Source organism: Mesorhizobium sp. GW821-FHT04C10, from assembly GCF_059420305.1.
The window spans coordinates 3,908,182-3,921,755 of the sequence record NZ_JBWKTL010000001.1 but is presented as its reverse complement, the minus strand read 5'-3'; the positions used below and the strand labels follow the sequence as shown (position 1 = coordinate 3,921,755).

At 63.3% G+C, this 13,574-nt stretch carries 11 protein-coding genes; 1 reads left to right on the top strand and 10 read right to left on the bottom strand.

Annotation, left to right across the window (positions count from 1 at the left end):
• Window positions 1-69 precede the first annotated feature (69 nt).
• The 3 genes from AC07UC_RS18930 to AC07UC_RS18920 form a co-directional block, all read right to left on the bottom strand.
• Complete coding sequence (locus AC07UC_RS18930; protein WP_494907032.1) at window positions 70-2,631, bottom strand: GcvT family protein; 2,562 nt, start codon at window positions 2,629-2,631, stop codon at window positions 70-72.
• A gap of 124 nt (window positions 2,632-2,755) precedes the next feature.
• On the bottom strand, window positions 2,756-3,505 hold the full coding sequence (locus AC07UC_RS18925) for a siderophore-interacting protein (protein ID WP_494907031.1): 750 nt from the start codon (window positions 3,503-3,505) through the stop codon (window positions 2,756-2,758).
• Window positions 3,506-3,564: 59 nt separating this feature from the next.
• Window positions 3,565-4,575: a hypothetical protein gene (locus AC07UC_RS18920; protein ID WP_494907030.1), complete on the bottom strand. Its 1,011-nt coding sequence runs from the start codon at window positions 4,573-4,575 to the stop codon at window positions 3,565-3,567.
• Window positions 4,576-4,781: 206 nt separating this feature from the next.
• On the opposite strand from AC07UC_RS18920, the gene AC07UC_RS18915 reads away from it, so the two are divergent.
• Entirely contained in the window at window positions 4,782-5,603 is an 822-nt protein-coding gene (locus AC07UC_RS18915) for an AraC family transcriptional regulator (protein WP_494907029.1), read from the top strand.
• A gap of 3 nt (window positions 5,604-5,606) precedes the next feature.
• On the opposite strand, the gene AC07UC_RS18910 is transcribed toward AC07UC_RS18915, so the two are convergent.
• The 7 genes from AC07UC_RS18910 to AC07UC_RS18880 form a co-directional block, all read right to left on the bottom strand.
• Entirely contained in the window at window positions 5,607-6,365 is a 759-nt protein-coding gene (locus AC07UC_RS18910; protein ID WP_494907028.1) for an FkbM family methyltransferase, read from the bottom strand.
• Window positions 6,362-7,594 (bottom strand): hypothetical protein, encoded by a 1,233-nt coding sequence (locus AC07UC_RS18905; protein WP_494907027.1) that lies wholly within the window; start codon window positions 7,592-7,594, stop codon window positions 6,362-6,364. The genes AC07UC_RS18910 and AC07UC_RS18905 overlap by 4 nt, the downstream gene beginning before the upstream one ends.
• A 23-nt stretch (window positions 7,595-7,617) precedes the next feature.
• Window positions 7,618-9,048, bottom strand: coding sequence for an aspartate aminotransferase family protein (locus tag AC07UC_RS18900; RefSeq protein WP_494908963.1), 1,431 nt, complete (start codon window positions 9,046-9,048; stop codon window positions 7,618-7,620).
• A gap of 103 nt (window positions 9,049-9,151) precedes the next feature.
• On the bottom strand, window positions 9,152-10,159 hold the full coding sequence (locus AC07UC_RS18895; protein WP_202321806.1) for an NAD-dependent epimerase/dehydratase family protein: 1,008 nt from the start codon (window positions 10,157-10,159) through the stop codon (window positions 9,152-9,154).
• On the bottom strand, window positions 10,156-10,605 hold the full coding sequence (locus AC07UC_RS18890; RefSeq protein ID WP_140772931.1) for an EamA family transporter: 450 nt from the start codon (window positions 10,603-10,605) through the stop codon (window positions 10,156-10,158). Before AC07UC_RS18890 ends, AC07UC_RS18895 begins: the two co-directional genes overlap by 4 nt.
• A gap of 123 nt (window positions 10,606-10,728) precedes the next feature.
• A complete protein-coding gene (locus tag AC07UC_RS18885; protein WP_494907026.1) occupies window positions 10,729-12,078 on the bottom strand; it encodes an FAD-binding oxidoreductase in 1,350 nt (449 codons plus the stop codon).
• Between the two features lie 2 nt (window positions 12,079-12,080).
• Complete coding sequence (locus tag AC07UC_RS18880; protein ID WP_140772927.1) at window positions 12,081-13,514, bottom strand: UbiA family prenyltransferase; 1,434 nt, start codon at window positions 13,512-13,514, stop codon at window positions 12,081-12,083.
• Window positions 13,515-13,574: the final 60 nt, after the last annotated feature.

Sequence of the window (13,574 nt, the reverse complement as noted above, 5' to 3'; positions counted from 1 at the left end):
GCGGTTAAAAAGACAAAAGCCCGGCCAAAGGCCAGGCTTTTGCGGTCGGTCTTTCGCTCGATCAGCCGATCAGCTGCGCGGCTTGAGGTTCTCCGGATCGTAGAGCGGCTTGTAGCCGACACCGGCGACTTCGACCGGGTAGGTCTCGCCGAAATATTCCACCTTGAGCTTGCGGCCTTCCTGCGCATGCGAATGCGGCAGGTAGGCGAGCGCGATGTTCTTGCCGATGGTCGGGCCATAGGCGACCGATGTGGTGAAGGAGCGGCGGCCGAGTTCGTCGACCAGCGTCTCGCCGGTGGCGGGATCCAGCACCGGCATGATGCCCACGGGATAACGCGCCACGCCTTTCGAATCGGTGTTTTCGGTCATCACCAGCGTGCACAAGGTCGCCGGCTGATGCTCGCGGGCACGGTACTCGACATGCTTGGCCTTGCCGCAGAAATCGTTCTCCTTGACCTTCGGGCGCGCGAGATCGGCTTCGAGCAGATTGTACTCGGTCAGAAGGTCGGCGTTCTGCAGCCGCAGGCTCTTTTCCATGCGGCGCGTATTGGCATAGGTCTCGACGCCGAACGGCATGACGCCGGTCGAGCGCAGCGCGTCCCAGACGGCCAGGCCGTCCTCATAGCGCATGTGCAATTCCCAACCCTGCTCGCCGACATAGGAGATGCGGAAAGCGGTGACATCCTTGCCACCGATCCGGATCGGCTTGATCGCGGCGAAGGGGAAGTTTTCAACCGAGAGCCCGTCCGGATTCTCGACCACCTTCTGCAGGGTCGCGCGGGCATTCGGCCCCCAGATGCCGATGGTGACGTATTTTTCCGTCACATCGGTGATGGTGACGTCAAAACCCTTGTCCTGCGCGGTCCGCTGCATGTAGCGGAAGTCGCGCGGGCCGGCATCGGCGCCGTCGATCACACGGCAGCGATCGGCCATGCGGATGACGGTGAAGTCGGCGCGCACCATGCCTTCCTCGTCGAGGAAGTGGGTGTAGATGCCCTTGCCGATGTTGTTGTCGCCGCCGATCTTGGCCGCGCACAGCCATTCCAGCAGCGCGACATGATCGGGCCCTTCGACGTCATACATGGAGAAATGCGAGAGATTGACGATGCCGCAATCCTCGCTCATCGCCAGATGCTCGGCATTGGAGACGCGCCAGAAATGGCGGTTGTCCCACTCGTTCTCGCGCACCGGCACCCGGTTGCCGTACTTCTCCAGAAGATGCTCGTTGGCGGCATAGCCATGGGCACGCTCCCAGCCGCCCAGTTCCATGAAGTAGCCGCCGAGTTCCTTCTCGCGCTCCCAGAACGGCGAGCGCCTGATGTTGCGGCCCTTGGAGAAGGGTTCGCGCGGATGCACGGCCGGATTGTAGACCTTCATCGCCGTCTCGGTGCAGCGATCCCAGATGAACTGCTCCTTGGTCTGGTGCGGATAGAAGCGCGCATAGTCGATGGCGTGATGATCGATCGCGGTGCGGCCGTCGGTCATCCAGTCGGCGATCAGCTTGCCCATGCCGGGCCCGTCCTTGACCCAGATGGCGACGGCATACCACAGGCCCCTCACCTTCTGGCTCTCGCCCATCGACGGGCCGCCATCGGCCGTCACCTGCAGCAGGCCGTTGAAGGAATGGCTTTCATTGTAGCCGAGCTCGCCCAGGATCGGCGTCAACTCCATGGCGCGCTCGAGCGGCGCCAGGATCTGCTCCATGTCGAGATCGCGCTGCGACGGAGAAAGACGGGCCTGGTCCTTCTCCAGCAGGTCGCGCGGATGACAAAGGCGCGGATTGGTCTCTTCGTAGTAACCCCATTCGATCTGCCCGCCTTCGGCGGTCTTGGGATCGCCGGTGTCGCGCATATAGGCCGAGTTGCCCTGGTCGCGCAGCAATGGCCAGCCGATCTCCTTGCCGGTCCCGGCGAACTCATTGTACGGCCCGAAGAAGGTCAGCGGATGGTCGATCGGCATGACCGGCAGGTCCTCGCCGACCATTTCCGCGATCAGCCTGCCCCAGATGCCGGCGCAGACGATGACATAATCGGCCTCGATGGTGCCGCGGTCGGTCACCACGGCGCTGATGCGGCCGTCCTTGACCACGAGCGACCTGGCCGGCGTGTTGGCGAAGGATTTCAGCTTGCCCGACGCCTCCGCCTGGTCGACCAGCTTGCCGGCAACGGTCTGCGAGCGCGGAATGACGAGGCCGGCGTCCGGATCCCACAGGCCGCCCTGGACCATGTCCTGTTCGATCAGCGGGAACTTTTCCTTGATCTCGGCCGGTTCGATCAGGCGGGCGCGTGTGCCGAAAGCTTTCGCCGAAGCGATCTTGCGCTTGATCTCGTCCATGCGGCCATCATCGCCGACACGGGCCACTTCAAGGCCGCCGATGCGGGCGTAATGGCCCATCTTCTCGTAGAAATCGATGGAATAGAGCGTCGTCCAGCAGGACAGGAAATCGTGGCTGGTCGTGTAGCAGAAGTCGGAAGCGTGCGCGGTCGAACCGATGTCGGTCGGGATGCCCGACTTGTCGATGCCGACAATGTCGTCCCAGCCACGCTCGATCAGGTGATGGGCGATCGACGCGCCGACAATACCGCCGAGGCCAATGATGACGACCTTCGCCTTTTTCGGAAACTCTGCCATTGCCCGCGACTCCAAAGTGATAAAGCGGGCGGACTATAGGGCGGAGCGGTGGGCCTGATGAAGCCTGTTTGCGACATTGGCAAAAAGCCGAGCGACCAGACGACAGAATGGTTCTGTTCGTAGCTCAGTCCAGCCCGACCTTGCCCGGCGCCCAATAGGCCTTGGCTTTCACCCGTGACGATCCGACGCCCTCCGTTTTCAGCACGCGGCTCACATGCTGGATCGACCGCGCCTTGCCTGTCAGGACGAAATACGCACCGCCGGCAGCATGCGTGGCCACCTCGACAGAAGCAGCGGTGAGATGCGCATCGTCGGTGGCACGCGCAATCAGCGTCGCATCGCCAAGGCCGATCGCCGCCAGTACCGGCCGTGATTCCGCAATATCAGTCGCTTCGAGAATCAAGCTCACGCGCGATCTGGGAATGGCGCGGAGTGCCGCCGCCAGGGCGAAGGAAGTTTCGTCCCCGAACAGCGCCATCGGTGCCTCAAGGCCGGAGAGGTCGAGTGAACGGCGTGGCCCGAAGAACTGGCAACCATCGCCTTCGCGCAAGGCCTCAGCCCACCGGCTGCCGGGACCGTCGCCATGCGCGAAGGCGAGCAGCCGTGTCCTGCCGCGTTCCGCGTCCCAGGATATCGGCGTATAGGTTCGGGCAGTCAGGCCCGTGCCCATAGATATCTGCAGCTTCTGGCCGACCGCCCAGGCGATCCCCTTAAGCGCCTCGCCTTCGAGATCGACCATGCGGAAATGCTGCGACAGGACCTCCACGGCGGCAACGCGCGCTGGGCGCATCAGCCATCGCAGCAAGGTCCGCGTGACGTAGCCCGGCTGGGGTGAAGACGTCGTCTCCTGGAAGCGGGGGGCAGAATTGGTCAAAAGCATCACTCCATTACCTCTGGCGTGGCGGGATCGGCACCATGTCGCTTGCGCGCCGATCACGATGGAACCGAACGGAGGTAGCCCCGGCGGTCCGTTTCCAGGCCTTTCCGCAAAAGATCGGAAACGCCGGGAACCGACACGGCAGCACTCGCAAGTTCGGCGCCGAGGCCTGTGTGCCAGCCGAGCCTGATGTACGCGGCGAATGGCTTGGCCGCCTCCATCGCGCGGGCTGGTGGCCTGCCGGGCCAGTCGCCGAGGCGCAGAAGGGTCGGGCTCTCGCCGACCTCGGCGGCGGGGTCCTCGATGATGGCGACCAGCGCTGACGTCTCGTCCTGAAAGACGAATGGTGCGCATGCGGTCTGATCGGCTGATATGCGGACGTTGCCCGACACACGAATGACCTGCGCCGAACCCAGGACCAGCACCATGGCAGCGGCCTGAGGCTGCGCAAGATGATGGCCGAAGACGCGACTGCCCGGACGCTCCGTGAAACCGTTCCCGCCGCTCCGCGCCAGTATGCCGGCCGGATCGTCCTTTGGACTGAGCTCGACACGGCCCCACCCATCGACGGTCGCCAGCGCCATGAAGCGGTTGGCGGCAGCGAACGCGCTGACGCCTTGCGGCGCCAGCATCTCGAACAGGGCCGCCCAATATTCGGAGCGGATCAACGCCTCGTCGCGATGGCCATAGCATTCCTCGACGGCAATGCGGATTTCACCATTCCGAACCTCCCTCACCGTGCCGTTGACGCGCATCGTCTCGCCGATGCATGGCAGCAGGAACAGCGAGCCAAAACCCTGGCCAGGCACGGCCAAGGCCGGATCATCGAGCATCGCGATCGGCAACCGCAGTTCGTATGTGTTGCCGCTGGCGAAACCAGTCACGCCACCGCCGAGGGTGACGCCGAGCGCGGAGCTGTCTCCAAACGCCGCGAACATCAACGGCGAAGCCGCGATCCAGCGCAGCGCGGCACGATCGAGATGACCGATAAGCCGAGAGTTCATCGGCGGCGGGATCGCGCCCATGGTTGCTTTCGACAGGGTGGCGGCATCGATTGGCTTGTTCATGACAGCACTCCACGTTTGGGTGGGAGCGTTGAGGGAGCGCGACGGACACGACCTCAATACCCTTTCTCCATGGCTTCCTAATGGGCTCCTTGGTGGCATTTCCCTTGGGTTCGAGGACAATCACTACATTCTCAAGCGATTGGCGACATCGGGCAAATATGACAAAATGTTTCGAGATCCTGCCAATGTGGAAGCCAACAGATCAGATGCCTATTATCGAATCGCATCCCAAACCTGCTGATTTTCCCGATCCGGACGATGTGCCTCGGCCAGTGATGGTTTATGGCTTGACGCTGGCGACAGGCGTCATCGAGCTCAGCCATCACGCGCATCGCAAGGCCCAGCTGCTGCTCACATTGCGCGGCGTCTTCACATGCGAAGTCGAAAGCGGTCTGTGGCTGGTGCCGCCACATTGCGCGATCTGGATGCCCGGCGGTGCCGTGCACGCCATCAAGGCGTCCGGACCGATTGAAGGCTATAATGTCTTTATCGACCCCGCGACGGCGGCAGCCTTGCCGGCCACCTGCTGTACGCTGTCCGTCTCACCGCTGCTGCGCGAATTGCTGATCCGCGCCGCCAGTTTTCCCCTGGACTATCCCGAAGGCGGCCGAGAATCGCATCTGGGCACGCTGCTGCTCGATGAGATCGCCGCGGCTCCGGTCGAGCATCTGCACCTGCCGATGCCGCGAGACGATCGGCTGCGCCGGATTGTCGAGGCGATGATGGCCGACCCCGCCGATCGCGGCACGATGGAGACATGGGCGAGGCGCGCCGGTCTCAGCGAGCGGACGTTTGCGCGCATTCTCGCGCGCGAGACGGGAATGAGCTTTGGCCGCTGGCGCCAGCAACTGACGATCATGCTTGCGCTACAGTGGATGGCGGCGGGCGCCTCGATCCAGAGCGTGGCGCTCGACCTTGGCTATGAAAGCGCGGGCAGTTTCGTCACGATGTTCCGAAAAGCGTTCGGTACCTCGCCGGGCCGCTATATGGCTGAACGACGCGGAGCCACAGCCACCGTTGACGGGTAAACCTTACGCGAAGGCCCAGATGTCCTCGGCCTGGAAGCCGACCTGGTAGCCGGCGGTCTTCAGCTTGACCACGACCTGGCCGATTTCGGCCGCCGGCAGCGCGCCGACCTCGACCTTGATCATGCCGGGGCGATGGCGTTTCAGATCAAGTTGTTCGAAGACGATCCAGTCGGCGCCCTCGCAATCGACGAGGAAGGCGTCGATATGACTGATGCCGTTGCGGTCGAGCAGCGTCTGCAACGTTTCCGACGGTACTTCGATGTCCCTGAGGTGCGGCGCGAATTTGTTGAAATTGGCGTCGGCCTCGCCCCAGGCGTTCTTGCCCGACATCAGATTGGTGTCGGTGACCGACGAGCAGCCAATGAACTCGATCGGCAGCGTGCCGGCCTCGAGGGCGGCTGCGTCGAAAGTGTGGACGGTGATCGTGCCCCTGGTTCTTGTGACGGCCACCGGCTCGATGATGAAGCGGTCCGTGTCGGGATAGTTGGCGCGCAGCCGCTTCTGATTATACGGGATCGGCTCGACCAGCATGGCGCGGGCGCCGGCAATCCTGTGCAGCCACGGCGTCACATCGTCAAACAGCGCGCCGTCGCAGGCGCCGACATTGACCATCTGGAACGGCTGCCCCGCCCCACCGAAGCGCGCTTTCAGCGCCGCCCTGGCGAGGAATTTCGTGCCGCGCAGCGACGGCCCACGATCGAGCAGGCCGGAGGGAAGACCGAGCGACAAGGCGATGCGCGCCAGGCTGGATAGCGAACTCATGGCTTGTCTCCGGGAATGACGTGCAAGGCCGCGCGGTGTTGGCCACGAACCGATGCCGCCCACAGCGCCATGAACGGCGCCGCCAGCAACAGGAAGGGCGGGATTAGATGCGGGAAATAGATGCGCGTGTCGTGGATCGGAAAGACCGTGAACTTGGCCAGCGCACCGAGCACCAGCGCCGCGAACAGGATGCCGGCACGGCGCTCGAGGCGGAATCCGGCACGGCCGGCGGCGAACCAGCCGGCCAGTGCCAGGACAGAAACGCCGACCCAGCTGTTCAGGTTGACGGCGCGCAGCAGCGACGTCGCAAACGCCCTGAGATAGGCGGTGACCGAGAAGGCCGGCTCGAACCCGTCCATATTGTAGTGCTGTTCGATGCTGGAGAACCACAGATGCGGCCACCAGCCGGGATGATGGGCCCAGTGCGAAATGGCGAAATAGGCGACGAAGGACGCGGCGAACCCGGCCAGAGCGCCCCACGCCTGCTGCCGGAAGGCGACCAGCAGCACTGCAAAAATGGCAAGGAACACAATATTGTCCGGCCGCACCATAAAGGCGAGGAAGAGCAGGATTGCCGTCGCCGCCTCGCGGCCCCTGACATAGGCGTAGAGCCCGCCGAGCAGCAGCGCCGACGTGAGCAGGTCCGGCGTCGAGGCACGCGCCGCATCGCCGAAATCAGCCATGATCAGCACCGCGCCGATCACCGGTGCCAAGGCCAGGGCCTTTTCCCAGCGCAGCCACAGCAACACGATCGCACCGAACAGCAGCACCGAAAACACCTGCACAAGGTGCATCGCCTCGACCGGAGACATCACCGCGCTCAGCGTCGACAGCATCTCGGCATAGAGGAACTTGATCCGATACATGCCGAGCAGCGAATGGAAGTCGGCTGCATTCTCCGTCATGTGGCTGCGGAAGCCGCCGCCATCATCGGTCAGTGTCTTGTAATCGGCCACCGACACGCCCGCTTTGACGGTGCTGTAGGCGTAGTCATGCAGCGCCTGCGCATCGGGATAGGTGCCTTCCTCTGATATTGCGAGGTAAGGCAGCATGTCCCAGTTGGCATCGGGCATCACCCATGCCGTGAACGCGGTCAGAAGGATGTAGAGCGCGAAGGCCGCCGCGCCGATCGGTGCGGCCAGCCGCGCATAGGTCCCCTCACCCCAGGCCAGACCGGTCTCGGTGAGCCGGTCGAGCGGGTTTTTCGCGGCGGGAGACTTGGTCAGCATCGTTCTGCCCAATGAGCTTTCTTTTAGCGAACCTGGCTTTTGACGAAGTCCTTGACGATCGAAACGATGCCGCGCGACAGCAGGCTGTCGAAGGCATCGACGAAGCGGTCGACATGTTCGCGCTGGCAGATCAGCGGCGGTTCGAGCCTGATGACGTTGCGGTTGTACTCGGTGAAGGCGACGAGCACGTCGTAGTCGCGCAGCAAGAGCGCGCCGACAAAACCCGACAGCGACCCCTTCAGCTTGTCGTCGAGCACGCTGACGATGGGCCTGAGCACCATCGGCAAGGTCTGCGAGAAGTCGTGGAACTCCAGGCCGACCATGAGACCCTTGCCGCGCACATCCTTGATGATCTTGGGGTATTTGTCCTTGAGCGCCTGCAGCCGCTGCAGCAGATAATCGCCGGTGACAGCAGCGTTGTCGATTAGCCCCTCGTCATAGAGCACGTTGAGCGCCTCGATCGAGGTGACGCAGGCCTCGCCCATGCCGCCGAAGGTTGCCATGGCATGGATCATCGCCGTCTTCGGCGTGCCATAGGCCTTCATGTAGATTTCGCGCCTGGCAATCATCGCGCCGACCGCCGCCTTGCCGCCGCCAAGCGACTTGGCGAGCGCGGTCACATCCGGCACGACGCCGTAATGCTCGAAGGCATAGAAGCGGCCCGAACGGCCATAACCGCACTGCACTTCGTCGGCCACCCACAGCACGCCATGCTGGTCGCACAGCGCGCGCAGCCTCCGCCAGTATTCCGCCTCTGCCTGGATGATGCCGCCACCGCCCTGGATGGTTTCAAGCACGATGACGCCGACCTCGGGATCGGAGCGGAACAGGCGCTCGACCGCCTCGATGTCGCCGAAGGGGATGCGCACCGTATTGTCAGCCATCTTGAAGTCGGCGCGGTAGAGCTGGCCGTCGGTGATGCCGAGCACGCCCTTGGTCTTGCCGTGGAAGGAATTCTCGGCGTAGACGATTTTCGGCCGCTTCGGGCCGGCGGCGCGCTCTGCGAGCTTCACCGCCGCTTCCATCGCCTCCGAGCCGGACGAGCCCAGAAACACCATGTCGAGATCGCCGGGCGAGCACTTGGCGATATTGTGCGCCAGCGCGGCCGCATATTGCGACATGAAGGCGATCGCGATCTCCTGGCGCTTTTCCTCCTGGAACTTCTTGCGCGCCTCAAGCAGGCGCGGATGGTTGTGGCCGAAGGCCAGCGAGCCGAAGCCGCCAAAGAAATCGAGGATCTTGCGGCCGTTCTGATCGATGTAGAACATGCCTTCGGCACGCTCGATCTTGATCTTGTGGAAGCCGAGCAGCTTCATGAAATGCAACTGGCCGGGATTGAGATGCGCCTTGAACAGGTCGGTCATGCGGGCGACATCCATCGCCTTGGCCTGCTCGACGCTGATCAGATCGGGCTTGGCGATGGTGGCGGGCGACAGCGCCGGCGCGTTGACCATGGTGCGCGCATTGGTCTGTTCGGGCTTGGCCATGACGGTCATTTCAATCTCCTGTCCGCGCTACGACCAGCGTCGTGCGCCATAAAACTGTTTGGCGAGCCCGCTATTCGGCGGGCACATGTTTGGTGGCGACGGCGTGCCCGGCCTTCTTGGCGCGGTATTCGCTGTAAGCGGCGATCAGCATGTCCTCGTCGCGATATTGCGGCACCCAGCCAAGCTGGCGCTCGGCCTTGGACACGTCGAGCACGCATTCCTCGTCGGCGATCAGATATTGCTCCGGGTCCATGATCGGCATGTTCATGAGGTCGAGCAGGTCGAGCGTGCGCTTGACCGCCCAGCCCGGTGTCGGGATCAGGATCGATTTCGAACCGGCATGCCGGATCAGGTCGCCGAGCAGTTTCTTCACCGGTGGCGGATTGAGCGAGCCGAGATTATAGGCCTCGTTGGGCACGCCGGCCTTCCAGGCGGCGCGCGCAGCTTCCGCGCAATCGAACACAGAGATGAACTGATAAGGGTTTTTGCCCGAGCCGATCATCGGCACCGGAAGGTTCCAGTCGATCAGCTTGAACAGTTTCTCCAATATGCCGAGCCGGCCTGGGCCGATGATCAGGCGCGGGCGAAACAATGAGATCGACATGCCGCGCTTGCGCCATTGCGCGGCGAGTTCCTCGGTCTTCTGCTTCGACCAGCCATATTCGCCGAGCGGCGCGACGGGGTGCTCCTCGGTCATGGGCTGTGTGACCGTGTGGCCGTAGATCATGTCGGTCGTGTAGTGGACGAGTTTTGGCGTACCAGCCTTGTCCATGGCCTGCATGATGTGCTCGGTGCCGTGGAAATTGACCGGGAAGAAGAAGTCGTGCCGCTTGGCCCGCACCTGGATCGGCGACAGCATCTTGGCCGACAGATTGTAGACCATGTCGTCGGCCTTGAGCCCGACAGCGGCGACCGACGCCGGATCGGTCACGTCGCACTTGATAAAGCGGACATTGCGGTAGTGCGCCAGATCGCTTTTGACGATGTCGGCGACGACAACCTCTTCGCCATCGGCCACAAGCTTCGGGGCAAGGTGACGGCCGACGAAGCCGTCACCACCGAAAATCACATGTCTCATCGAACGGTCTCGTTTGCAGGAATCTTGTCGGGCGCGATGGAAGCGGTCTGGTCTTCATGCCCTCGCCCACCCAAGTCTCGACCACTCTGCGCGATCAGCACGGTGCCGACGCAGATGAAGGCGATGCCCGCTATACGCCAGCCATTGAGGTCTTCGCGAAAGACGAAATAGGCGAAGATGGCGACAGCGACATAGGCGAGGCTGAGGAACGGATAGGCAAAGGAAAGCTCGACCTTGGACAGCACGTAAAGATGCGAAGCCATGGAAATCACGAAGGTGCAAAGGCCCAGGAACACCCAGGGGCTGAACACGATCTGCAGCAATTTGAGGAGCGGATTGACGCCTTCGAACGAGATCGGTCCAAGCGACATCATGCCTTGCTTCAGCATGAGCTGCGCGGCGGCATTGGTCATGACCGTAAAGAGAATGAAGACGATATATTTCATGCCAGCTCACCCACCCGTGTCATCGACTAATACAAATCTGAAAAGATATCGTGAACTCACAAGAATGTTTTGAGTAAACCGTGAAATTAATCGCTCACTAACCACGATTCATTCCAATTTTATCTATTCGGCTGCCTCGACTCCACGCCGCCGCAGATCGATGCAGCCGGCGGTGCGCGCCCAGAAATCGGACATGAAGGCAGGGTCTCGCAACGCTTCCAGCCTCGGCCAGTCGGCGAAGGAGGCAGCGAAGGTCGCGGCACTCATGCGCGCGTCCTTGTAAGGGTTGACCGCCCCGCCGGCCGCGATCGTGATGCGGTCGAGCTCGCCAAGCAGGGCAAGCGTCGCCGCGCCCTTGTTGGGGAAATCCAGCGTCAGCGTGTAACCCGGTCGCGGGAACGACAGCAGAGCGGGCGAGCGGACCCCGCCGAAACGCTTCAGCACGGTGAGGAAGGAGCCCTGCCCGGCCCGTCGGGCCGCCGTCAGCAGCTCTGGCACAACGATGCGCGCAGCCTCTTCCGGCACCACGCCCTGGTGCTGGAACAACCCTCTGGGGCCATAAAGCCGGTTCCAGTCACGCACACCGTCGAGTGGGAAGAAAAAGCCGTGGTAGCCGGTCTGGCGCGGCACGGTCGCCCGGCCCTTCTTCCATCGGTAGGCAGCGTTGAAAGTGGTCAGGAACGGCCGGCTGAGCACATTGAAGGGCGGCTGGAACGGTATCGCCAGCTTGCCGCCGGCGCGCGAGGCCGCATGCGAACCGTGTTCGGCGTGGTTGCCGGTAAACAGCAGGCCACGCCCGCTGTTGCGGCCACCGGCGAGTTGATCGATCCAGGCGACGGCATATTCATTGGCCTGGTCCGCCGCTTCAGCGAGGTCAAAGAACTCGGCGAGGTCGCGAAACGGTGTCGTCTTTTCGACGATATCGAGCGAAGGCACCCGCATCAGCCGGATCGAGGCCGACAGGATGAGGCCGGTCAACCCCATGCCGCCGATTGTCGCCCGGAACAGGCGCGGATTGTCTGATGCCGAGCAGCGATGGGTCCTTCCATCGGACCGCAGCAGCGTGAAGCTTTCGACATGGCAGCCGAAGGTGCCGCGCCGATGATGGTTCTTGCCGTGCACATCATTGGCGATGGCGCCGCCGAGCGTCACGAATTGCGTACCCGGAACGACAGCCGGAAAGAAGCCGTAGGGTGCTGCGTGCGCGATGATATCCGCCAGCAGCACGCCGGCATCCGCTTCGAGCACACCGGTCTCGGCATTGAAGGCGCGGATGCGGTTCAGCGTCCGCATGTCGACGACCGCGCCGGCGTGGTTCTGGCAGGAATCGCCGTAGGAACGCCCGTTGCCATAGGCCAGCAGCGATGCTTCCTTCGCTTGGCCGCCTTTCAGCAGCGCGATGGCGTCATCGGCGTTGATCGCGAGTGCCGCGGGCGGCGTGGCAAGGCCAAAGCTCCGGAAGCGTTCGACCATGCCTACCAGCCCCCGATGACCAGCAGCACCGCGCCGATCAGCACCACGATCTGGCTGCGCCAGTCACGGATGATGAAGACGACCGGGTCGTCATGCATCTCGTCGCGGCGCGCCAGGATCCAGACGCGCATGGTGAGATAAAGCACGATCGGCGGCAGCGGCCAGATCAGCCATGGATGCGGATAGAGTTCACGCACCGCGACACTGTCCATGTAGAGCGCCAGCACCAGCGCCGAGGAAAAGGCCGACGCCATGCCGGCCTGGGCGACGATCTCCTGGTCTTCGGTGCGATAGCCACGGCCGGCGATGCGCTCACCAGGCGGAATGGCGGTGGTGCGCAGTTCGACAAAGCGCTTCACCAGCGCCAGCGACAGGAAGAAGAAGATCGAGAAGGCGAGCAGCCAGAACGAGACATCGACGCCGGTCGCGGCAGCACCGGCGAGCACGCGGATCGTGTAGAGGCCGGCAAGCGTCAGCACATCGACCAGCAGCATGCGCTTGAACGACAGCGAATAAGCCGTGGTGACGGCCATGTAGCCGCCAAGCACGGCCAGGAATTCAGGTGCCAGGAACAGCCCCGTGCCGACGCCGATCGCCAGCAGCACCGCGATCGCGCCAAGGCCGAACGGGATCGACAGCGCGCCGCTGGCGAACGGCCTGTTGCGCTTGGTGGCGTGTTTGCGGTCGAGCGCGAGGTCGAAGAAATCGTTGAGGATATAGATCGCCGAGGCCACCGCGCTGAACGAGATGAACGCCAGTACGCATTGCCAGATCATGTTGGTGTTGAAGTACTCGTGCGACAGCACCATCGGTACGGCGATCAGCGAGTTCTTCAGCCATTGATGCACGCGCAGCATCTTGATGATGGTCCGCAAGGTCGGCTTGGGCGCCGGCATGGTTTCGGCGCCGTTCGCCGCCTGCCAGCGTGCGGCGTGGCGGTCGGGCGCGACGACGATTGCATTGCGCGCGGCATCGAAGACCTGGAGATCGTGGCGGCTGTTGCCGGCATAGTCGAAGCCGCCATCGCCGTAGGCCGCGACCAGCGAGGCGCGCTTCTTGCCCGAGGTGAGATTGTCGAGACCATCGGTCGCCAGCACCCGGTCGAAAATGCCGAGATGGCAGGCAATGGCGTCGGCGAATTTGCGCGGCGTGCCGGTCGCCAGCACGATCTTGCGGCCTTCGGCATGTTCGGTCCGGAGCCGGTCGAGCAGCGGCGCGCGATAGGGCAGCGACGCGGGGTCGATGTCGATGCGCTGCGCGATCGACTGCTTCAGCCGCGCCGGCCCGCCGGCCGCCCAGAAAGGCACCAGGAAAATATAGAGCGGGTTCTTCTTGAGGAGGAGGAACAAGCCTTCCCACAACAGGTCGGTCGCGATCAGCGTGCCGTCGAGATCGACCGCAAGCGGTATTGCGTTCCTGTCCGACCGCGCATCCATGCCCGTCCTGCCCTGCCAGCGTATGATCCGGAAAACCGGAATCCCGTTGCGCGCCGCGTT